Raw genomic sequence first — 21156 nt, 5'->3', positions numbered from 1 at the left:
CTGACCGCCGTCGCCCTCGGAGGGGCGATCACGCGCGGACGCCGGCACCAGGACCGCGAGGTCAGCCCTCCATGACTCCGAGCTGCTGCAACAAGCCGAGGTCGTCGAAGTTCCACCAGCTCTCCGCGATCTTGCCGTCCACACAGCGGAAGGTCGCATGCGCCGTTCCGGAGACGTCGCGGCCGGTGGCCTTCATGCCCCGGTACGTGCCCACGTGACGCCCCTTGAACGACGCCCGCGCGCAGACCATGTCGCCCTCGGCGACCATGCTCTCGATGGTCGCCACCGGCTCGAACGCCGAGATGATCTCCTGGTTCTCGACCTTGGCCTGTGCGAGACCGATGTCGTACGAAGAGAGGGACGGGTCGTGTTCCCGGTAGTCGGCCGTGCAGATCGCGTCTGCCGCGTCGACGTTCTTCCCGTTGATCACATCCTCGAAGAAGCTCCTGACCACGACCTTGTTGAGCTGCTCGTCGCGCATCACGTCGAGGTCCGTGAAGGACGGCTCGCCGTCACACAGCGCGACCATCTCCCGGAAGATCCGGTCGGTCTCGGGCAGGTGCGAGTTCTTCATCGCCTCCTCGTAGGAGGGGAACTCCACGATCTCCACCACGTGGGTGGAGTCGGCGCGGTCGCGTCCCACGATCGAGTGGGTTGCCGTCCGCTTGCCCTGGGTCGCCTCGACCCAGGAGTCCATCAGGCTGTTCAACTCATCGACCCTGCTCGTCTTGCAGTCGATGACCTGCACGAATGTCATCATGCCTCCCGCCGTTCGACGGAGTTCGGAACAACTTCAGGCTATGCCCGGCTCACGACCGGTGCCCCCGGAGTGCCTGGCCGGAAGGGGATCCGAGGCGGTGCGGGTACGCCCACACCAGCAAGGGAGATCGGCTGCGCGACCGTTCTCGTCGCACCCCGGCGGCTGCGCCCGCCTTCTCCCCCGCCGACCTCGGGTGCCCTGTTTCACCGATCGGTGCCGGCTGGTTCGTCGTCGACGTGTGGGAGTCGGAGGAAGCCTTCCGACCGGATCGAGGCCTGCATGGCGTTCGTCAACCCGGTGGCCGCCGACGAGCCCGGGCTGCCGTTCGGCGGCCTCAAGCGGTCCGGCTTCGGTCGGGAGCTCGGCCGCTACGGTGTCGACGAGTTCGTGAACCGGAGGCCCCACCGCATCGCCGGCTGAGCTTCAGACCTGGCCACTGGCCCGCGGCACCGGAATCGCCGGCGCGAGCCACTGCCGTCCCCAGGGCACACGGTGGCAGCCCTGAAGCGCAAAGTACGCAAAAACGATCGAGGGGCCGTTTCAGATTGCTCTGAAACGGCCCCTCGATCTCCGACTTCGAAAAGTCGGGACGACAGGATTTGAACCTGCGACCCCTTGACCCCCAGATCGATGGGCCGGAGGAAAAATCACGACATACAGGTCAATCCGAGGGCGCGCAGCGTGCACATCCGTACATGCTGTGCGCCTATCCACGTGGGCGCTGATCCCCAACTGGTCCCCAGCGACAACGCCGTTGTTGTCGGGCGGGGCGTCTTCTCGGCTCGGCGTTCGCGGGTCAAGGATGACCTCCAGCTACTCGATCACGGTGTCCGGGTCGACGGGGGCACGGTAGGTCGGCGAGCGGTCACGTCGTTTCGGCGGGCGTATCGAGCGGCTTCCGACCGGTTCGCCACGCCGAGTTTGCGCAGCACGGCAGCGACGTGGTGCTCTACGGTGCGTCGCGACAGGAACAGCTCGTCGGCGATCTCGGCATTGCGGAGTCCGTCGGCCAAGAGGGTGAGCACTTCCTGCTCGCGGGTGCTCAGCCCGTCTGGGCCGGCAGCGCGGGACGGGCGTCTGGGGATGTCGCGCACCCCGAGCCGGCGCAGGCGGCGGGCTGTGATGTCACGCATCGGGCGTGCTCCCAGGCGGTCGAAGGCCGCGAGTGCCTCGCGCAGCGTTCCCTCGTCTGCGGTGTCGGCGAGCGCGAGCGCGGCCTCGTAGGGGCAGCCGATCTCCTGCCAACGCTCTGCCGACTCGCGCGGGCGGCCCGACAGCTGGAGCCGGTACGGTTCTGCTGCCCGAGCCGGGACCGCGGCCGGTCCGTCGGCGCGCGAGAGCCAGTAGGCCAGCTCACCGAGGAGCCACGGCTCGCCCTGCCCCGCGACGGCGGCCAGGGCCGGGGGGACCACCGTGCGTACCTGATCGAGGTCGCCGGTGTACGCAGCGGCTTCCGCCAGCGCCGACGTGGATCCGATGATCCAGCCGACGACCGGCTCGGCGGTGACCATGACCGAACGGACCCGGGTCAGCAGGGGGCGGGGATCGGAGTCACCTCGGCGCGAGCGCAGCCGGCCCAGCACCACCATGGCGATCATCCTGCGCCCGTCGTCCACGCCCGCCGTGCGCAGCACCTCCGAGGCGAGCGCCCCGGCCTCGTCCCACCGGCCCTGGTCGAGCAGCGCCCGCGCCCGGAAGGCGCGCAGCCATTGGCGCCATACCTCCTGCCCGTGATCGTCGGTGAAGGAGAGGGCCTCCGCGTACGACCGCTCGGCCTCCCGGTACCAGCGGCGGGTCACGCAGATCAGCTGGAGCCAGAAGTAGCCGAGTCCGGCCTGCTCGTGTGCGGATGCCTCGCGCGCCAGTCGGACGCTCTCCCCGATCAGGTCGAGGCCAGCCACGTCGCCGTCCTGGGCGCGGCCGATGCCGATGGACAGCAGCGCGAGCGCCCGTTCCAGCGGTCCGGTGCCCTCGCCGGCCATGGCGAGGAGCCGCTCGCCCCACGCGACCGCGTCGGCATTGCGGAACGCCATGGCCGAGAGCTTGCCGCGGATGGCGCAGGCGAGTGCGTACTCGGGTCCCGGTGGCTGCCCCGCCAGCAGCGCGAGTGCCTCGTCGCAGGCCTTCTCGCCGAGCGGGATCTCCCGGGCCAGGTGCGCCGCGGTGATCGCCAGCCCGACCAGCGCCCCGCCCCGCCTACGGTCGTCGCCGACCTCCCGCCACGCCTCGACGGCCTCCTGCCGGACGCGCAGGGCGCCGTCGAGGTCGTCGGCCAGATGACACTGCCGGCCGAGCTCTTCCAGGAGCTCGGCCCGGTCCGCATCCGGCCTGCCCGGGAGGACGGCGAGTGCGCGGCGAAGGTGTGCCGCGGCCTCCGTGTGAGCTCCCAGCGTGGATGCCCGCTGCGCCGCGAGGGGTGCGTGCACGAGCACGGCGGCCCGGTCTTCGGCACGCTCCGCATGGTCGGCGAGCCGTGCCGGCTCCACCTCACCGGGCGGTCGCGCACCGAGCACGGCCAGCGCGCGCCGGTGCAGGGCCGCCGCGCGTCCCGGCGGGATCGCCTCCATGACCGCCACACGGACCAGCTCGTGCCGGAACGTGACCGCACCGTCATCGGCGGCGACCAGCCCGCGGTCCACGCAGGCATCGAGGTCGTCGGCCGCCCGGCCGGAAACCGCCTCCACCAGCCACGGAGCCGCCCGGGTCCCGAGACAGGCAAGGGCATCGAGAGCCTCCCGCGCACCCGGCTCCAAGCGGGCGGCGCGAGCGAGCACCGCATCCCGGACCGTGGGGGGAACGGTGGCCCGGCCATCCCCCAGGACCTGGGTCACGAAGAACGCATTGCCGCCCGTGCGGCGGTACAGCTCGGCCGGGTCGATGTCCGTTCCCGCCGCAAGGCGTGCCACGGCCGCCTCGGACAGCATCGGCACGGTCAGCCGACGTACGACGGGAAGGGCCGCGAGGTCCCCGGCCAGGACGCGCAAGGGGTGGCGTGCCCCCACTTCGTCCTGCCGGTAGACCACGACGAGCATGGCCGGGCACGCCTCGATGCGGCGGCCCAGGAAACGCAGCAGGTCCAGCGTTGCCTCGTCGGCCCAGTGCGCGTCGTCGATCACCACGAGGGTGGGGGCGCCGGCGCCGCCGCCTCGCAACTCGTCGAGCATCAGGCGGCGTGCGTCCACCGGATCGGCTGGGCCGGTGAGCTTCTGCCGCAGCGGCTGCGACAGGCTGTGGGCCATGTCGCGCAGCGGACCGAGTGCAAGCGGCGTGGTGAGGGGTTCGCAGCTTCCACGGAGCAGGCGCGCCCCTTCCAGCCTCCGGCTGAACTCCTCGACCAGGACGCTCTTGCCCGCCCCCGCGTCACCGCCGACGAGAACGAGCCGTCCGGTGCCGGCTCGCGCCTCACACCACCAGCGGGTCAGCGACTCGATCTCGCCGTCCCGTTCCTCGAGCGTGCAGGGGCCGACCGTCACCTTGTCCATGGTAGGCAGGCTGCCGCCGCAAGGTTGGGTAGCGACTACCGATGTCCGCAGCCGGCGCGGCTGCGCATGCTGCGTCATGACCGAAGGAACGGAACGCAGCGGCGGAGGCAGTCATGGACGACTACGACGTGATCATTGTCGGCGCGAGCATCGCGGGCTGCACGGCGGCCACGGCGTACGGCCGGGCCGGGCTGCGCGTGGCACTCGTCGAACGACATCGCAGCCCCCAGGCGCACAAGACACTGTGCGGCCACTTCGTGCTCGGCGGCACGCACGACGTCCTGCAGCGCCTGGAATTCTGGCAGCCCATGGTCAGGCACGGGGCGGCCGTGACGAGCGGACTCGGCATGTGGACGGAGCACGGCTGGATCATCCCCCGGCCCGACAGTGCGGTTCCGCCGGCGATCAGCCTGCGCCGCAGCAAGCTGGACCCACTGCTGCGGGAGATCGCCGCCGCGACTCCGGGCGTGGACCTCATGCCGGGACACCGCGTCGTCGACCTCCTCCGTGACGATGCGGGCGGCGTACGGGGCGTGGTCACCGCTAGCGGTGTGGCCGAGCGCACCGAACTCCGCGCCCGCCTGGTCGTCGGCGCGGACGGCCACCACTCCACGGTCGCCCGACTTGCGGAGGTCCCCGAGGACCAGGCCCGGAACGAGCGCTTCCTGTTCTGGACGTACTACGAGGGCGCGACGATGAACGGCCCCGGCGACGGCCAGGTCTGGCCCGTGGGCCGGGACGTCGCCGTCTGTATCCGTGTCGACGACGGGCTCACACAGGTGGGTGTCTTCCCGGCCAAGGACCGACTGCCCGAGTTCACCGCCGAGCGGCAGAGCGCGTTCGACCGGTTCGTCAGGTGCCTGCCGGACGGGCCCACCCTCATCGGCGCCCGGCAGGTGTCGAACCTCATCGGCACCACCGACTACCCGTGCATACGCCGAGACCCCACACCGCGGCCCGGGCTCGCCCTGATCGGCGACGCCGCCACCGCATCCGACCCGGTTCCGGCCGTGGGCTGCGGCTGGGCCTTCCGCAGTGCCGCGTGGCTGACCGACGCGACCGCCGAGCCCTTGGCCCAGGACCGGAACCTGCACCGCGCGCTGCGCGACTACCGCCGGGCACACCGGTTCATCGACTCCTACGACGCTCTCGGCCGGCGGGAGGCACTCGCCAGGCCACCCAGCTCGCTCCAGCGGGCGATCCGCACGGCAGCCGTGTCCGACCCGGACATCTCCCGTCGGCTCGCGGCATTCGCGATGCGGGCAGCGCCCCCCTCGGTACTTCTGAATCCCAAGGTCATGATCCGGGCCGCGGTCGGACCCCGGGCGCCCAGACTGCGGGGACGGTGCCCCACTGCGCCCGCTCGGCAACCTTCGGAACCCCGCTGACAGCGACTACGTGCGGCCGTTCCCGGCGGGCATCCGCCCGTGCCTCGGCGTGTGCGGGCGTGCGGTCCACGCATCGGACTTGTCCGGCCGGTCGTGATCGGGCTCCTTCACGAGGCCCGGGACGGCGGCGTACGGAATGATGGGACTGAGAAGCATGTGCCATGGCCGCTCGCCGCAGGACTATCGCGAGCCCGCTGGAGGTCCTGATGCTGACCACCCCTGTATGCCCCCTTCTCGGTATCGATGCCCCGATCATCTGCGCGCCCTTCGGCCCCTGGGACGAGGTCGACCTCGCGGCCGCAGTGTGTCAGGCCGGTGGGCTCGGCAGCCTGGGCACGGCGGTACGGCCCCTTCCGGAACTGAGGGAGCAATGGGCCCGGCTGCGGCGGCTGACGGACCGGCCGTTCGCGATCAATCACACGAGCCGCCCCTTCGACGAGGAAGCGTTCCAGGCCACGATCGAGGAGCGGCCGGCAGCGATCTCCTTCCACGTGGCGGTGCCGCCCGGCCTGATCGCCCGGGCGCACGATGCCGGCATCCTCTGGATCCAGCAGGTCTCCAGCCGCGGTCAGGCCGACGAGGCTCTCCGGGCCGAGGCGGATGTGATCGTCGCGCAGGGCGGCGAGGCCGGCGGGCAGGGCGGAGATGTCGCCACGATGGTGATGGTCCCCGATGTCGTCGACATGGCGGGTGAGGTACCCGTCCTCGCGGCCGGCGGGATCGCCGACGGCCGTGGCCTGGCCGCGGCGCTGGCACTGGGCGCGCAGGGTGTGCTGATGGGGACGCGCTTCCTCGCGTCGGAGGAGATGAGCGTGTCGCAGGCGTGGAAGAGCCGGATCGTCGAGTCCGCCGCCTCGGACGCGGTGAAGGCCGTGGGCAGTGAGCGGATCCTGCCGCCGTTCAACCTCCCCGGCAGTGCCGGGGTGCCGCGCTGCCTTCGCACCCCCCTGGTGGACGCCCTGCGCGAGCACCCTGAACAGGTGGACCCTGCGGAGACCGTGCCTCGCGTGATGGCCGCGATCCGGGCCGGCGGGGGCGAGGAGTACCTCCCCTTGACCGGCCAGTCGACCGCCCTGGTGCACGAGATCCTGCCCGCCGGCGAGATCGTCCGCCGGACCGTAAGGGAGGCCGAGGTGGCGCTGGCGGCAGCGGCCCGCGCCATCGGCCCAGGGCCATGACGGCCCTCAGCCCCGGAGACGTGGAAGCCCTGACCGCACTCGACGCCACCGCCCAGGCGCAGCTCATCCGTACCGGCGAAGCCATCGCCGAGGACCTCGTGACGGCTGCCATCACCCGCATCGAAGCCCTCAACCCGCAACTGAACGCCGTCGTCACGCCGGTATTCGAGAAGGCCCTGGACCAGGTCGAGGCCGGTCTCCCTGACGGCCCGTTCACCGGAGTCCCCTACCTGCTCAAGGACCTCATCACCGAGCAGGAGGGCGTCAGCTTCAGCGAGGGATCGGTCTTCCTGCGCGACCACGTCTCACAGCACGACCAGGAGCTCGTACGAAGGCTGCGCGCCGCCGGACTCGTCATCCTCGGCAAGACCGCCACACCGGAATTCGGCATGAGCCCGACCTGCGAGTCCGTCCTGTACGGGCCGACCCGCAATCCGTGGGACACCACCCGGACCACCGGCGGTTCCAGCGGCGGATCCGCGGCCGCCGTCGCCGCCCGAATGGTCCCCGCGGCACACGGCAACGACGTAGGCGGCTCCATCCGGTTCCCCGCCTCCTGCTGCGGGCTGTTCGGCCTCAAACCCAGCCGGGCCCGGGTGCCGCTCGGCGCCGCCTTACGGGGACACCTTCGGCGGCTGGGCCTGCGAACACACCCTGACCCGCTCGGTACGGGACTCCGCCGCACTGCTGGACGCCGTCGCCGGGCCCGAGCCGGGTGACCCCTACCCGGCCCCAAAGGCGCCGGGGCCGTTCACCGACCAGCCGCCAAGAACCGGGGCGACTGCGGATCGCGTTCAGCAGGCGCCCGGCGGACGGCCACCCCGTGCACGCCGACTGCCTCGCGGCCCTGGACGACGCCCTCGGGCTCCTCACTGCCCTGGGCCACGAACTCGTCGAAGCCGACCTGCCAGGCCTCACACCGGACGTCGGCGACGCCATCGGCACCGTATACGGCGCCTCCGTGTCCTGGATCCTCGCCTACTGGATCGGCGAACTCGGCCGCGAACCCGGCCCCGACGAGCTCGAACCCCTCACCCGGGCGCACTGGGAACACGGCCTGCGCGTCACCGGCGGCGACTGCCTCCTCGCCGTCACCGCACTCCAGCACTCCGCCCGCACCGCCGCCCGGTTCCTCAGCCGCTTCGACACCTGGCTCACTCCGACTCTGGCCCAACCACCGCTCCTCCTGGGCGAGATGACCTCCACGGAGGACGAACCACTGCGTGCCGCCGAGCGGAGCGCCCTCTTCGTCGCCTTCCCCGCCGTCGTCGCCAACATCACCGGCGCCCCCGCCATGTCCGTACCCCTGTACTGGTCCGGCAGCGGCCTGCCCATCGGCGTCCACTTCCTCGGCCGTGTCGGCGACGAGGCAACCCTCCTACGCCTCGCAGCCCAGCTCGAACGCGTCCGCCCGTGGGCCGACCGCCGCCCCTACCGCCCCACCACTCCCGACGTGGCACGATCCGGCCGCCGGGGCCAGCCTGGAGGAAGGACACCCGTAGCCCCAGCGAATGAAGATGGCCATGACGGCGACGACGCGGGATGACACACCGGTCGTGATCGAGGGCGGAGGCGTCGAACTCCGTACCCAAGCGATCGGAAACGGCCTGTCCGTGGCCTTCGTCCGGTTCCCGCAGGGCACCGACATGAGGCCGGCCCTGACCGACCTGCCCGACGGCCTCTGCGCCTGCCCTCACTGGGGCTACATGCTCAAAGGGCGGCTGAAGATGGTGACGAAGGACGGGGAGGAGACTTACGAAGCGGGCCAGGCCTTCTACTGGCCGCCCGGGCACGCCCCCGCGGCACTCGAGGACTGCGAATACGTGGACTTCTCACCCACCGACGCCTTCACCACCGTCCTCGACCACATCAAGGCACAGGGCTGACCCGGCCCGCTCATGCTCCACACCAGCCCCGCAGGACTGTCGCCACGGGCCGCCCCCGTGCAACCGCGACCTCACCGCACGCGCTGACGCAGCCACACGGGCGCCCGGCCTGCGGCCTCGCCGAGAGGGGCGGCAGACCAGCCGGTGCCCAACCGGAATCCGGCCCGTCCACTGCCGACGGAGCCCTCGGCCGCCACGCTGTGATCAACGCATGAGACTCCCCCGGGTTACGCCACGAATACTGCAGCCTCCACTCGCGGGCGTCAGGCCCGGTACCTGCGTGCGGCCGGCGAGGGGGCTATGGCCTGACTTCAGCGGTCGGACGTCTTCCCCGGCCGTTCCAGGCGCGTGCGGTGAGGGCGATCGAGCCGTCGGCCTCGGTGGGGACGTCGGCTCGCAGACGCTCGCGCAACGCGTCCTGCCCCTTCCGCGGCAGTGAAGCGAGGTACGACGGGGCGGGCCCTTGCCCGCCCAGGAACGGGGCCCAGTAGTCGTCGAAGTCCCTGAAGCGTGTGGGGATGTTGATCTCCTCGACCTCCACATCCGCCAGGCCGGCCGCTCGCAGCAGTTCGTCCAGCGGGCCGGGCGCGCACAGAGGGAACCGGAGGGCCTCGTCCAGCTCCCGGATGCCCTCGTCCAGGGAGACGGCGGCTTTCCAGAAGTGGCGGATGAGTTCCATGCCCCCCTGGGTGTAGTCCCAGAGGTACGCGGCGACCGTGCCGCCGGGGCGCACGATGCGGGCCATCTCGGCGACCGCCCGCTCGGGAGCGGGAACGAAGTTGAGGACCAGGCCGCTGACCGCCACCGACGCCCGGCCATCCGGGAACGGCAGCCTCATCGCATCGCCGCGTACGAACTGGGCCCGGGAATCCGTGACGTGCTGCCGGGCATACCGGACGTAGCCGTCCGACGGCTCGACCCCCACCACCCGCCGGGGACCGGCCACGTCCAGGACCGCCCGCGTGACGGCACCCGTCCCGCAGCCGATGTCCCGCCAGTCGCTGCCCTCCGCAACGTCCAGCCGGCGGACGCACTCCACCGCCACCTGTCGGCTCCACCGCCCGATGTAGGGCTCGTAGGCTTCACCTTCGCCCCACACCGGCGTTCACCCTCATCCCGGACGGCCGGGGCCCTGCGGGCCCGACACCTACCGCCTCGAACCAGCATGCCCGGGACCCCACCCGCTCGCAGCTCGGCCGGGAGCACCAGTCAAGACGAGAGCAAATGCGGGCCGCACGTCCGCCGCGGACGGATCCGCCCCCCGCCTCAGCGGGGACGGATGTCACCCCAGCCGAAGAGGTTCCTCGCATGCGGAGGGCCAGGGCGGCGCCGGAGCGGTTGCCGGAATCCTCCACGGCCCCGACGAACAGCTCCCACATCTCCCCTTCGAGCGGGAACCGGACGCGGGTACCGGTGAGATGCCGACGAACTCGCGAGGCCGCCCTCCTCGGAGTGCGAGCGGTGGCCTCGTAGTAGTCGCGGACCAGGCGGTGTTGGCCAAGGAGGCATCCCAGTAGGCGAAGGCCGTCGCCTCCGGGGCGACCCGGTGGCAGGCGCAGTTGATCGGGTAGATGTGGACCGTCGAGTTCACGGCGGCAGGCGCGGGCCGTGCACCAGGTGCGCCTCGATCGCGGCCTCGCTCAGCTCCGTCACGAAGTTGGCCTTCCAGTAGTGCTGGAGACCGGGCGGCACGGGCACGTCGAAGGTGCTGTTGAGCGCGGGATTCGGCATGACGCCGACGTGTTCCGCGACCACCGGGGCGAGGTCGTGGAAGGGCTGCAGCGCCCGCTCGCCCTCCTCCGGCGGCCCCGCCCAGCACGACACGATCAGTGGGAAGGGCTCGCCGTGCCGGCCTCGGGGATGAACGGCAGCATCGGGGCGATCTGGAAGGCCGGGAAGCCGCCGAGCTGCTCCGGCGCGTCGGCGATGAAGGCCCGGAAGGAGCACAGGACCATGTCGGCGCTGTCCGGCTCGAAGAGGATCGGCACGCCGTAGATGTCCTTGACGGGGTTGAGCCGGAATTCGAGGGGGATCACCGCGCCGAAATTGCCACCGCCGCCGCGCAGCGCCCAGAAGAGGTCCTCGTGCTCCTGCTCGCTCGCCACGACGAGCCCACCATCTGCCGTCACCACGTCGGCCGAGACCAGGTTGCGGCGACGGTACCTGGTGCGACCAGAGCAGTCGGCCTGCCTGCAAAGCAGGGCAGCCATTCAGCACTCTCATCGTCGCGCCCCAGGAATGGCGAGCGGGGCAAGTAGCCGCACCGCATGAGCAAGCCACCGAAGCAAGACGTTGATCGGCCCTCTATGAAACGGGCGGCAGTGGCTCGATGTTCGTCATCTCAACGCTGAGGGGGGAGTGGATGGACCCTGACGACGTGATGATCGACGCCCTGGCGGACAAGATCCTTGGGGGCAAGGTCGGAGGTGCCCTCCACCTTCCATTCCGGTGGAAGCAGAAGAATGCACCCGCGCCGGCTGTCCGCCCCTATTCACGTCGAGGCAAACACTCCGGTCCGGACCGACCTCTCCTGCCGCCTCGAGCTCCGCTTCCGCCTAGGCCTCGACAAGCCGTGGGAGTACAGCCTGATGCTCCTCCACCCCGGAAGTGGCACGATCCTGCGCCGCCTCGACGTACGGGGAACACACCTAGACCGTGAAACGGGCGAGCACTTCATCAACCGCACGCACAAACACAAGTGGAGCGAGCGGCGGGGCAACAGGGACGTCTACGCCCCAGATGACATCCGCCATGGGCCAGATCCGGCCGCCCTTGGCCAGCGACGGAGGCACCATGGTGACCCGCCTGGCCGATGCAGGAGTCGACGTCTGGGGGCCTACCCGGGCAGCGACGGCCTGGACCGAGACTCTCAATGCGTTCCGACTCAGCGAAGTTGACGGACGGATCGTGGGCCGCCGACCTCTGGAGCAGGCGGCGACGCTCGTCTCGGACCTCAGCAGCGCCATGCTGACCACCGACGGCCTGCGATGGCTCGCGGCTCCTGAGCGGGACGGCAAACTCGTTCGGCAGCTCTACGCGTACCTAGACGATGCCCGCATCGCCTACGACCGGCGCCCCACTGTGGAGCTCCCCCGCGGCGCCAAGGTACGCCCCACCGCGCGCATCAACCTCCCCAAGCGAACGGTCCTGGTACAGGCCGTCGGCGGCTCGGAGCAGGGACTGGAACACGCTCTATCGCTCGTGCAACGCATCGAACGCGCGGACTATGCCTTCGATCAGCGCCTCGTCTTGCTGAAGGGCAACCCCCAGACGTGGCCCGCCGACCACCTTGATCTCCTGGCGGACCACACACCAGTCGGGTTCTCCGACCGCATGGACGCGGTCACCCGATTCCTCAAAGAGGGCACTCCGCTGGAACGTCCAGTCCCCTCCGAGCCGTAACTTCTCGCGCTCCCACGGTCAACTATGACCGCCGCGGGAGAAGGCCGACCCCGAGCGGGGCACTCAACGCCGCATTCGGCCTTCAAGGCATGGGCGCGCAGCAGGGCCAGCGTGCCTGTCCACGCCGAGCACCCCCTGACTGCAGGAAGTCTGTCCCTGACGGAAGCGATAGACGCATCCGCCAGCGCTCATCGCTGCAATCCGCCATCCACGACATGGCGAGAGCCTCCAGGAACCGACATCGCCAAGATCCGGACCTTCCCGGACCAGATTGCGAACCTGGGGGCTCCAAGACCAACGTCTCCGCTGGTCAACGGCACACGGCTGCCATGAGACGAAGAACCTGCGGGCGCTTTCCGGAATAGGGCCCTTGGCACGCAGACAAGGGAAAGACGCAGGTCACGGCCTCTCTGACGGGCGTGGTGGTCGCGTGTGGTCGCAGGATGAGGGTGTTGGACCTTTCCCCGCCTCGTGGAGGGGATCGCCATGCCTACCAGCGTCGGCCGCGGCCGTGTCTACCGTCGCTGTGGCTGCAGGGACACCCACCGTCACCAGAAAGGTGCCCGCTGCTCTCACCTGCTCGCCGAGAGCACCCACGGAACCTGGACCTTCGCCGTCGATGTCCCCGTCCCGGACCACCGCAGGTCGACGGTGCGCCGGGGTGGTTTCGCCAGCCAGGATGCGGCCGAAGAGGCACTGCGCCGGTTCCTCGAGGGTGAGGCCGGCGGTTCGATCCGGACCCGAACCAGACCGTCGCCGCCTATCTGGACGCGTGGCTGGCGGCGAAGGCGGTGGTGCTGGTGCTGGTGCTGGTGCTGAAGCCGACGACGATGGCCCGCTACCGGGACTACGTCCGCGACGATCTCGTCCCCGCGTTCGGCACCCTCAAGCTCGACCAGCTCGCCCACCGGCACATCTCGGCCTTCGTCACCGGCCAGCTCGTCGCCGGCCGCGGCCGGACCACTCTCTACCGATGCCTGGCCACCCTCTCCAGCGCGCTCGGTGATGCCGTCCGCCAGCATCGGCTCCCTCACAATCCGGCCTCTCCCCCGGTCCTGCGCCGGCCGCCGTCGCCGGAGCGGCGGATCTGGACGGCGCAGGAGGCGGCGCGCTTCCTTGGCTACTGCCGCCAGGCCGACCCGGAGATGGCCGACCTGTTCGAGGTCCTCATCGGCACCGGCATGCGCAAGGAGGAGGCCCTCGGACTGCACTGGGACGACGTCCACCTCAACGAGGGCGTGCTCTACATCCGCTGCACGCTCTCCGCCGTCGACAACAACCGCCTCGTCATTACGACACCGAAGACCCGGTCGAGCAGAGGCTGGGTCGCCGTCTCACCCCGCGTCGCCACAGCCCTCCGCCGCCGGGCACGCTCGGCAGCACGGACCCGCGGGGACCCGAGCGATCCTTTCGCGGGGCTGGTCTTCTGCCGACCCGATGGCCGCCCACTCGGCCCGCACCTCGTGCTCGACCGACTCCACCGACTGTCCGAGGAGGCCGGCGTCCCCCAGGTGACCGTTCACGACCTACGGCACCTGGCAGCCACCATCACCATCACCGCCGGCGTCCCGCTCACCGTGGTCTCCAAGACGCTGCGGCACTCCACCCTCTCGACGACCGCGAACCTCTACAGCCACCTCACCCAACAGGCCGCGCATCAGGCCGTCGACACCATCGACCACGTCCTCAGCGGAGCCCAGCAGGCGGCTGTCCGTACAAACCGGCCCGCGTGGCTGCGACCACCGCGCGACCACCTCCACCGCCTCCGCGAAGCCCTCGGCCGGCTCCGCTCGCCCGCACCACCCGCCATCAGCACCACGGCGAACCAGCCCAGGCCCAGGCCTGCGACCACACTGCGACCACCACGCCCCCGGACGCACGAAAGGCCGTCCTCCCATGGATGAGAGAACGGCCTCCGACCTGCGTTTCCGCATGGTCGGGACGACAGGATTTGAACCTGCGACCCCTTGACCCCCAGTCAAGTGCGCTACCAAGCTGCGCCACGTCCCGATGCCCGTCTGACCTGGGGTTTCCCCTCGGCCGAACGCGCATGAGAACAATACCGCACTTCCCCGGGTGGTCACGAACCCCTTTGCGCGCTCGACCTCGACCTCGCTTGAGGTTGCACGGCGACCGCCATGACGATCACCGACATCGACCGGCTGCACGCCCTCGTGGCGCTGATGACCGTCGACGAGGAGCACTCCCCCGCCGCCACCTTCACCCTCGACGCCCTCTGGGTGCTGTACGACCGGGTGCTCCGGGTGTCGCCCGAGACCGTCGCGGATCGGGGGCGCGACCGCTTCCTGCTGTCGAAGGGGCACGGACCCATGGCGTACTACGCCGTCCTCGCCGCCGAGGGCTTCTTCCCCGAGGAGATGCTCCCCGGCTTCGGCTCGTACGACTCGCCGCTCGGGCACCACCCCGACCGGATGCTCGTGCCCGGCGCCGAGATCGGCAGCGGGTCCCTGGGACGTCGTCCTGGTCGAGCCCTACCTCGCCGGTACGTCCACGGCGGCGGCCAACGACGCCCTCGCCGCGCTCCCCACCCGCGTCCTCGGCCTCGGGATCTCACGGCGTGAGCTGCGCACGTACGGCAGCGTCGACGAGCACCTGGCCGGCCAGTGCCTCGACCCGGCCGGTCTGCGCGGCCACATCGCGTCCTTCATCGGCGGGTGACCCCCGCAGCCCGCGCGCCGCTCAGCTCTCCTCCGGCTCCACCCCCACCTCCGGGTGCTGCTCCAGGAGTCTGCGCGGCGCCGCCTGGCGCCAGGAGTCGGCGAGGATCGCGTGCAGCTCCTGCTCGTCGTCAAGGGCCCCGATCCGGACACGTACCCAGGCGTAGCCGTCGTCGTGGCCCTCGCGGATGAAGAACTTGGCGGGCTCGGACGCGATGAGCTCCTCGCGCTCCTCCTTGGGGCATTTCACGCCGATCACCTGATCGTCGTCGTCCAGCGAGGCGAAGATCTTTCCACCCGGTCCCGCGCGGAAGGTGGGCATGCCCCAGGCGAGCTTCTCGACCGCCCCGGGCAGCGAGAGCGCGATTCTGCGTACGTCGTCGGCAGTGGCCATACGTCGACGGTACGACCCACCACTGACACCGACCCCCTCTCGGCGACCCCCTCTCGGCGACCCCCTGGGCGCACGCGCCGGAGCGCGCGCCGGTCACTCCTCGTCACGCGCTCCCACGCCTCCGCGCGCACCCGCACGACCGGATACCGTGCCCCGTCCCACGGGCTCGATCACACCCGCCTCGAGGTTCCGCTTCCTGCCGGGCTCGACGATTCTTCCGGCATTCCGCCACTGTGGTGAAGAGGTGGCGTATGGGGCGACCAAGTACCCCTCGATGCCATATGACCACTGATTGTTTGCCTTTGGCATGTGGCAGAAAGGCGCCCACAGGGAATGCCCAGGAGACCTGCCCGAACAGGCCAAGTCCGCACGAAACACAGACAGGTTCAACCGTCAACCACTCGGGTTTCAGACAAATTCCGTGGCGATATTGATCCGCCCAAGAAAGATCAACACCATGGAGTGTCGGCCTGTTCGGGACGGGGCCACTGCCGATGCACCACCTGCTCGAACAACCGAGCGAGCAGGCGTTTCGCAGGGGAGGGACTCGTATGGACAGCTACTTCAGCAGTCGACTTCATCATCAGCTCAGGGAAACGGTCCGGGACTTCGCGGAGAGTGAGGTCCGGCCTCGAATAGCCGAGATGGAAGCCTCCCGGACGGTCCACCACGAATTGTCCCGGCTGATCTGCGAGCAGGGCTGGCTGGGCGCCACAATCGGCCAGGAGTACGGCGGAATGGGCGCCGGTCACCTGGCCAAGACCATCATCATCGAAGAACTCTCCCGGGTCAGCGGCGCGATGGGCGCCATGGTTCAGGCCTCCCAGCTCGGCACCGCGAAGATCCTCCACTTCGGCAGTGACGACCAGCGCAAGACCTGGCTTCCGGCCATCGCCGCGGGTGAGTGCCTGCCGACCATCGCGGTCACCGAGCCCGACTCGGGCGGGCATGTCCTCGGCATGACCGCGAGCGCGGTCCGCGACGGCGACGACTACGTCCTCAACGGCAGCAAGGTCTTCGTCGGGAACAGCCACGTCGGAGATCTGCACGGGGTGGTCGTCCGGACGGGCCCCGGATCGAGGGGGCTCACGGCCTTCCTCGTCGAATCCGACCGGCCGGGTTTCCGGCTCGGCCCCCAGCAACCGGCCATGGGACTGCACGGCTTCAGCTTCGGTGAGCTCGTCTTCGAGAACTGCCGGGTCCCGGCGTCCAGCAGGCTCGGCGACGAGGGCGACGGCCTCTCCGTCGCGTACTCGTCGAGCGTGCTGTACGGCCGGGCCAACCTCACGGCTGTCTCCCTCGGCATCCACCAGGCGATCCTCGAGGAGACCACCCGGTTCTGCGCGGAGCGCATCCGCTACGGCAAGCCTCTGCACCATCTGCCCACGGTCAAGCTGAAGCTGGGCCAGATGCAGTCCCGGCTGATGACGGCCCGGCTCGCCGCGTACCACGCGGTGCATCTGCTCGATCAGGGGCTGTCCTGCGACGCCGAGCTGATGAACGCGAAGCTGGTCAACGTGGAGTCGGCGATCGACTCCGGCCGCGACGCGATGGAGATCCACGCGGCCGCCGGTCTCTTCACGGACCGTCCGATCGAGCGCTACCTCCGCGACGCGCACCACATCTTCGCGCCGGCGGGCACCTCCGACATCCAGCTCCTTCGGCTGGCCGAGGTCGCCCTCGGCCAGGACAAGGGCAGTTGGTCCGAGCGGCTCTCGGACCTGCTCAAGCTGGAACCCGTACACGCCTGACCGTGTGCGCGCAGAAGTACGCCCCGGCACGGCGGCGAAGCCGTCCCGGGGCGCACCCGTGTGTCCTGCACGGACGGGTCACGGACGGGTCAGATCAGCCCGTCCTCGCGGCGGTGGATCTGTTCCACCAGCTCCGCGGCCAGCGTCTTGATCGTCTCCAGACCGGCCCGGCCCCACCGCCGTACGTCGGTGTCGACGACGCAGATCGTGCCCAGCGCTATGCCCGTACGGTCGATCAGCGGCGCGCCCATGTAGGAACGGATGCCGATCTCGTCCACCACCGGGTTGCCCGCGAACCGCGGGTAGTCGCAGACGTCCTCAAGGACGAGCGCCTTGCGGCGCACCACGACGTGCGGGCAGTAGCCGTGGTCACGGGCCATGTACCGGCCGACGTCGCCGCCGGCCGCCGCCGCGCCCAGATCGCTGCCGGAGTGGGTGCCGGCCGGCGTGTGCAGCCCGGCGAAGAACTGCCGGTTCTCGTCGATGAAGTTGACCATCGAGTACGGGGCACCGGTCACGTCCGCGAGCCGGTGGGCGAACTCGTCGAACGCGGGCTCCGGCCGCTCCCCCAGGCCCAGTTCGCGCAGTCGCCGCACACGGGCGGGCGCCTCCCGGTCGACGGGGGTCAGCAGCAGATGACCGGTCGGATCGTAGGTCATGACGGTGCTCCGTAGCTCGGCACGGGGGCCGGGATGGTGGTGAGCAGATGCTGGACGAGGGTGAGGAGGGTGCGGATGCCGGCGCTGGAGATCCGGGCGTCGCACAGCACGACCGGCACCTCGGGCTTGAGGTCGAGCGCCGCCCGTACCTCGTCCGGCTCGTAGCGATACGCGCCGTCGAACTCGTTGACCGCCACGACGAACCCGATGCCGCGCCGTTCGAAGAAGTCGACGGCGGAGAAGCAGTCCTGCAGGCGTCGGGTGTCGGCGAGGACGACCGCCCCGAGCGCACCCTCGGAGAGCTCGTCCCACATGAACCAGAAGCGTTCCTGGCCCGGAGTGCCGAACAGATACAGCACGTTCCGCTTGTCGAGCGTGATACGCCCGAAGTCCATCGCGACCGTGGTCGTGGTCTTGGACTCCACGCCCTCCAGGCTGTCGGTCGCCGCGCTGACCTGGGTCAGCAGCTCTTCGGTACTCAGCGGTTCGATCTCGCTGACCGCGCCCACGAAGGTGGTCTTGCCCACGCCGAAGCCACCCGCCACCAGGATCTTGAGCGCGGTGGGAAACGGGTCGGTCGCGAAACTCTCGTGGCGCTCAGAGCCGTTGTCGTAGGCCATCGAGCACTGCCTCCAGCAAGGAACGGTCGGTTGGGTTGTCGTGGAAGCGGGGCGCCCGGGCGGTCAGCGCCCCGCAGTCCACGAGATCGGACAGAAGAACCTTGGTGACGACCGCGGGGAGCCGTAAGTGCGCCGCGATCTCGGCCACCGAGGTGGGTCCGTCGCAGAGCCCGAGGGCCAGGCTGTGCTCGGGACCCATGTGGGCCTGCGGTGTGGTGCCCGTCGCCATCACCATGGAGAGGAGGTCGAGCGCGGTGGTGGGCTGGGTCCTGCCGCCGATCACGGTGTACGGGCGGATCAGCCTGCCTGCCGCGTCGTCGAGCCAGGGCCCCTCCTGGGAGGACGTCACGCTCACTGCCCTGCGCTGCGCGCCGCGCCCGCCGCCTGTCTGGCGGGGGTGACCAGATACGGCCGTACGCTCTTGACCAGCATCGCCATCTCGTATCCCAGCACGGCGGCGTCCGCCTCGCGTCCGGCGAGCACCGCCAGGCACGTGCCGGAGCCCGCGGTGGTGACGAACAGCAGGGTGGAGTCGAGTTCGACGACCACCTGCCGCACCTCGCCGCCGTCGCCGAACCGGGCGCCGGCGCTGCGGCCGAGCGAGTACAGCCCGGAGGCCAGCGCGGCCATGTGGTCGGCCGCGTCGGTGTCGAGGCCGTGGACCGACTTGACCAGGCCGTCGGAGGAGAGCAGTACCGCGTTGCGGGTGTACGGGACCCGCTGGACCAGACCGCTCAGCAGCCAGTCGAGATCCGAGGAATGGCCGTTCGGCACATTGCTCGCCATGGTGCATCTACTCCTTGTGCGCGTCACCGGGACGCAGCGATTCATGGGCTGGGGGCTGGGATTCGGCGAGTCCGATACCGCGTTGGAAGGCGGCCATCAGACCCGGGTCGTGCAAGGCGTGCTCCTCGGGCGGGCGGGCGGCGGGCTCGTCGCGCAGCTGCGGGACGATGTGTTCCTGCGCGCGCCGCTTGGGGAGGAGAGGTCGGCCGGGCGCTTCCGCGCGCGGGGCCGGGGGGATCGTCCCGGGGCTGGCACGCCCGACGTGATCTCCCCGTACGGGGAGGGGAGCTCCGTCGTGCGCCGGGGCGGCCGGGGCGGGCGGGCCCGCGTTCGGCTGCCGGAGCGGAATCGCCGGTGCGGAGGTGGTGTATGTCAGTGGCCGGTGCGGAGGTTCGGTCGCGGGCTCCGGTGCGTGGGCCGGCGTCCGTACGGGAGTGTGCGCGGACGCGTGGACGGGCGCGGGCGTCTGCGGGTGTACGGGTGCCGGTGCGGGAGTTCCGTTGCCGTGCGCCCCGGTCGGGACCGGGGCGGCGGGGGGAGCGTGGACCGAGGGAGCCGCAGTCTGCTGGGGCATGTGCGGCGCGTGGGAGGGCCGGCTCGCGGGAATGGCTCCGGGCTGGTTCTCGGTCCGCGCGAGACCCTCGGGGTCGGCGCCGAGGAGGCCCTGCGGCAGCACGAGGACGGCCTGGATGCCACCGTAGATGTTCGTCTGGAGGCGGACCGCGATGCCGTGGCGGCGGGCGAGCGCGGAGACGACGAAGAGGCCGATGCGGCCGTCCTGGAGCAGATGGGCGACGTTGACCTGGTCGGGGTCTGCGAGCAGGGCGTTCATCTTGTTCTGCTCGGTGACCGGCATGCCCAGGCCGCGGTCCTCGACCTCGATGGCGAGGCCGGCCGTGACGTACTGGGCGCGCAGCAGCACCGTGGTGTGCGGGGCGGAGAAGAGCGTCGCGTTCTCGACCAGTTCGGCGAGCAGGTGAATGACGTCGGCCACGGCGTGGCCCCGCAGCGTGCCGTCGATCGGCGGCACGAGCTTCACGCGCGGGTACTGCTCGACCTCGGCGATGGAGGAGCGCAGGACCTCGGTCATGGTGACCGGATTCGACCACTGGCGGCGGGAGATGGCACCGCCGAGCACGGCAAGGTTCTCCGCGTGGCGGCGGATGCGGGTCGCCAGGTGGTCGACGTGGAACAGGCCCTTGAGCAGCTCGGGGTCCTCGACCTCGTTCTCCAGCTCGTCCAGGAGCTGGATCTCGCGGTGGACGAGGGACTGGAGGCGGCGGGCGAGGTTGACGAAGACCTCGACCTTCTGCTCGTTGCCGACGCTGCTGGAGAGCCGGGAGGCCTGCACCACGGCGGCCACGGCGGCCTCGTGGGAGCGGGTCAACTCCTGGGCGAGCAGGTCGAACTCGTCTCCGGACGCCACGGCCGGCGGGACGGCCGGGCGGGCCGGGGGGCCGTCGCCACGACGCAGCTGCTCGACGACGGCACGCAGCTCGCTCTGGCCGCGGGCGCTGGAGCGGCGCAGGGCGTTGCAGCGGTCGAGCACGGACTTGGCCGCCCGGTCCGCACCGAGCGCGGCCGCGGTCACGGAGGCGACCGTGAGGGCGGCGGCGCCGGTCAGCGCGGCCCAGAGGCCGGCGGTGGGGCCGGCCCCGGTGGAGCGGATGGTGAAGATGACGGCTGCTGCGCCGCCGAGTGCCACGGCGACGGCCGGAAGCACGGAGGTCCGCAGGAGTTGCGAGCGTATACGGGCCTCCGGCGGAGGCGGCACGGAATTCTGCGCGGGGTTGGGAGCTCCCGCGCCGGGAGCGGAACGGGCGCCTGACCGGCCGTGCCGCCCGCCCTCGCGGCGTTCGGACCGCGCGGCGGGTGCGCGAAGTTGAGACATGAGTGTCCTTGGTACGTGCCCAGGAATCGGTGTACTTCTCTGTCACTACGGGGGTGTGCACTACGTGGATGTGATGAGCCTACCGATGATCACCAAGCACACACTGTAGTCGTCAACCGTTCATGTGCGGTGCGCAGTTGGCAAACTTACCCGTAGAGCGCCGCACTCTGGTATCACCCTTCGCACGACCGGCCGAGAATGTATGGCCGGAACCCGACAGGGCCCCCGGAAACGCCGGAGCGGAAGAGAGTTCAGGACCGTGCACGCCGAAGAACTCGGCG

20 protein-coding genes, 1 tRNA gene and 2 pseudogenes are annotated in these 21156 nt (G+C 70.5%); 11 read left to right on the top strand and 12 right to left on the bottom strand.

The window, feature by feature from the left end:
- Positions 1-61: 61 nt before the first annotated feature.
- Entirely contained in the window at positions 62-757 is a 696-nt protein-coding gene (locus ACZ561_RS13560; RefSeq protein WP_470994433.1) for an ester cyclase, read from the bottom strand.
- Positions 758-1039: 282 nt separating this feature from the next.
- Here ACZ561_RS13560 and ACZ561_RS13555 point away from each other — a divergent pair, with 282 nt between their 5' ends.
- Positions 1040-1180: an aldehyde dehydrogenase family protein gene (locus ACZ561_RS13555; protein ID WP_470993630.1), complete on the top strand. Its 141-nt coding sequence runs from the start codon at positions 1040-1042 to the stop codon at positions 1178-1180.
- A 401-nt stretch (positions 1181-1581) separates the two neighbouring features.
- On the opposite strand, the gene ACZ561_RS13550 is transcribed toward ACZ561_RS13555, so the two are convergent.
- Positions 1582-4242 (bottom strand): ATP-binding protein, encoded by a 2661-nt coding sequence (locus tag ACZ561_RS13550; protein ID WP_470993627.1) that lies wholly within the window; start codon positions 4240-4242, stop codon positions 1582-1584.
- 113 nt (positions 4243-4355) lie between these two features.
- Here ACZ561_RS13550 and ACZ561_RS13545 point away from each other — a divergent pair, with 113 nt between their 5' ends.
- The 5 genes from ACZ561_RS13545 (at position 4356) to ACZ561_RS13525 (ending at position 8694) form a co-directional block, all read left to right on the top strand.
- On the top strand, positions 4356-5630 hold the full coding sequence (locus ACZ561_RS13545) for an NAD(P)/FAD-dependent oxidoreductase (protein WP_470993624.1): 1275 nt from the start codon (positions 4356-4358) through the stop codon (positions 5628-5630).
- A gap of 161 nt (positions 5631-5791) precedes the next feature.
- The gene (locus ACZ561_RS13540; RefSeq protein ID WP_470993620.1) at positions 5792-6808 is read left to right on the top strand and encodes an NAD(P)H-dependent flavin oxidoreductase; all 1017 of its coding nucleotides are present in this window, start codon (positions 5792-5794) and stop codon (positions 6806-6808) included.
- A complete protein-coding gene (locus ACZ561_RS13535; protein ID WP_470993617.1) occupies positions 6805-7527 on the top strand; it encodes an amidase in 723 nt (240 codons plus the stop codon). The genes ACZ561_RS13540 and ACZ561_RS13535 overlap by 4 nt, the downstream gene beginning before the upstream one ends.
- Positions 7524-8354, top strand: a complete 831-nt coding sequence (locus tag ACZ561_RS13530; protein WP_470993614.1) for an amidase family protein — start codon at positions 7524-7526, stop codon at positions 8352-8354. The genes ACZ561_RS13535 and ACZ561_RS13530 overlap by 4 nt, the downstream gene beginning before the upstream one ends.
- Positions 8332-8694: a cupin domain-containing protein gene (locus tag ACZ561_RS13525; protein ID WP_470993611.1), complete on the top strand. Its 363-nt coding sequence runs from the start codon at positions 8332-8334 to the stop codon at positions 8692-8694. The genes ACZ561_RS13530 and ACZ561_RS13525 overlap by 23 nt, the downstream gene beginning before the upstream one ends.
- 298 nt (positions 8695-8992) lie before the next feature.
- Here the strand turns inward: ACZ561_RS13525 and ACZ561_RS13520 are convergent, their stop codons facing one another.
- The 3 genes from ACZ561_RS13520 to ACZ561_RS13510 form a co-directional block, all read right to left on the bottom strand.
- Positions 8993-9739 (bottom strand): class I SAM-dependent methyltransferase, encoded by a 747-nt coding sequence (locus tag ACZ561_RS13520; protein ID WP_470993608.1) that lies wholly within the window; start codon positions 9737-9739, stop codon positions 8993-8995.
- A gap of 542 nt (positions 9740-10281) precedes the next feature.
- Complete coding sequence (locus tag ACZ561_RS13515) at positions 10282-10518, bottom strand: hypothetical protein (RefSeq protein WP_470993606.1); 237 nt, start codon at positions 10516-10518, stop codon at positions 10282-10284.
- Positions 10519-10520: 2 nt separating this feature from the next.
- Positions 10521-10904, bottom strand: a complete 384-nt coding sequence (locus ACZ561_RS13510; protein ID WP_470993604.1) for a hypothetical protein — start codon at positions 10902-10904, stop codon at positions 10521-10523.
- A 583-nt stretch (positions 10905-11487) separates the two neighbouring features.
- Between ACZ561_RS13510 and ACZ561_RS13505 the strand changes: the two genes are divergently transcribed.
- Together ACZ561_RS13505 and ACZ561_RS13500 are read left to right on the top strand one after the other, a co-directional pair.
- A complete protein-coding gene (locus ACZ561_RS13505) occupies positions 11488-12096 on the top strand; it encodes a hypothetical protein (protein ID WP_470993601.1) in 609 nt (202 codons plus the stop codon).
- 794 nt (positions 12097-12890) lie between these two features.
- The gene (locus ACZ561_RS13500) at positions 12891-14000 is read left to right on the top strand and encodes a tyrosine-type recombinase/integrase (RefSeq protein ID WP_470993598.1); all 1110 of its coding nucleotides are present in this window, start codon (positions 12891-12893) and stop codon (positions 13998-14000) included.
- Between the two features lie 29 nt (positions 14001-14029).
- Here the strand turns inward: ACZ561_RS13500 and ACZ561_RS13495 are convergent.
- Positions 14030-14106: transfer RNA gene (locus ACZ561_RS13495), tRNA-Pro, on the bottom strand.
- Between the two features lie 128 nt (positions 14107-14234).
- Here ACZ561_RS13495 and ACZ561_RS13490 point away from each other — a divergent pair.
- Both ACZ561_RS13490 and ACZ561_RS13485 read left to right on the top strand, forming a co-directional pair.
- A pseudogene (locus ACZ561_RS13490) lies at positions 14235-14570 on the top strand (transketolase); the annotation flags it as partial.
- Positions 14563-14775: pseudogene (locus ACZ561_RS13485) on the top strand (transketolase); the annotation flags it as partial. The pseudogenes ACZ561_RS13490 and ACZ561_RS13485, both read left to right, overlap by 8 nt.
- 21 nt (positions 14776-14796) lie before the next feature.
- Here ACZ561_RS13485 and ACZ561_RS13480 read toward each other — a convergent pair.
- A complete protein-coding gene (locus ACZ561_RS13480) occupies positions 14797-15168 on the bottom strand; it encodes an MmcQ/YjbR family DNA-binding protein (protein ID WP_470993596.1) in 372 nt (123 codons plus the stop codon).
- Positions 15169-15719: 551 nt separating this feature from the next.
- Here ACZ561_RS13480 and ACZ561_RS13475 point away from each other — a divergent pair.
- The gene (locus tag ACZ561_RS13475; RefSeq protein ID WP_470993594.1) at positions 15720-16919 is read left to right on the top strand and encodes an acyl-CoA dehydrogenase family protein; all 1200 of its coding nucleotides are present in this window, start codon (positions 15720-15722) and stop codon (positions 16917-16919) included.
- Positions 16920-17008: 89 nt separating this feature from the next.
- Here ACZ561_RS13475 and ACZ561_RS13470 read toward each other — a convergent pair whose 3' ends face one another.
- From ACZ561_RS13470 to ACZ561_RS13450, 5 genes are read right to left on the bottom strand one after another with little or no spacing between them, the layout of a single operon-like run.
- A complete protein-coding gene (locus ACZ561_RS13470) occupies positions 17009-17578 on the bottom strand; it encodes a GAF domain-containing protein (RefSeq protein WP_470993592.1) in 570 nt (189 codons plus the stop codon).
- A complete protein-coding gene (locus ACZ561_RS13465) occupies positions 17575-18198 on the bottom strand; it encodes a GTP-binding protein (RefSeq protein WP_470993590.1) in 624 nt (207 codons plus the stop codon). The genes ACZ561_RS13470 and ACZ561_RS13465 overlap by 4 nt, the downstream gene beginning before the upstream one ends.
- On the bottom strand, positions 18176-18553 hold the full coding sequence (locus ACZ561_RS13460; protein WP_470993588.1) for a DUF742 domain-containing protein: 378 nt from the start codon (positions 18551-18553) through the stop codon (positions 18176-18178). The genes ACZ561_RS13465 and ACZ561_RS13460 overlap by 23 nt, the downstream gene beginning before the upstream one ends.
- On the bottom strand, positions 18550-18984 hold the full coding sequence (locus tag ACZ561_RS13455) for a roadblock/LC7 domain-containing protein (protein WP_329113618.1): 435 nt from the start codon (positions 18982-18984) through the stop codon (positions 18550-18552). The genes ACZ561_RS13460 and ACZ561_RS13455 overlap by 4 nt, the downstream gene beginning before the upstream one ends.
- A gap of 7 nt (positions 18985-18991) precedes the next feature.
- Positions 18992-20875 carry a sensor histidine kinase gene (locus ACZ561_RS13450; RefSeq protein WP_470993586.1) on the bottom strand — a complete coding sequence of 628 codons (1884 nt, stop codon included), beginning with the start codon at positions 20873-20875 and terminating at the stop codon, positions 18992-18994.
- Positions 20876-21156 lie beyond the last annotated feature (281 nt).

The sequence above is a fragment of the Streptomyces sp. NPDC039609 genome (assembly GCF_055596705.1).
This window is presented reverse-complemented; position numbering and strand designations above follow the sequence as displayed.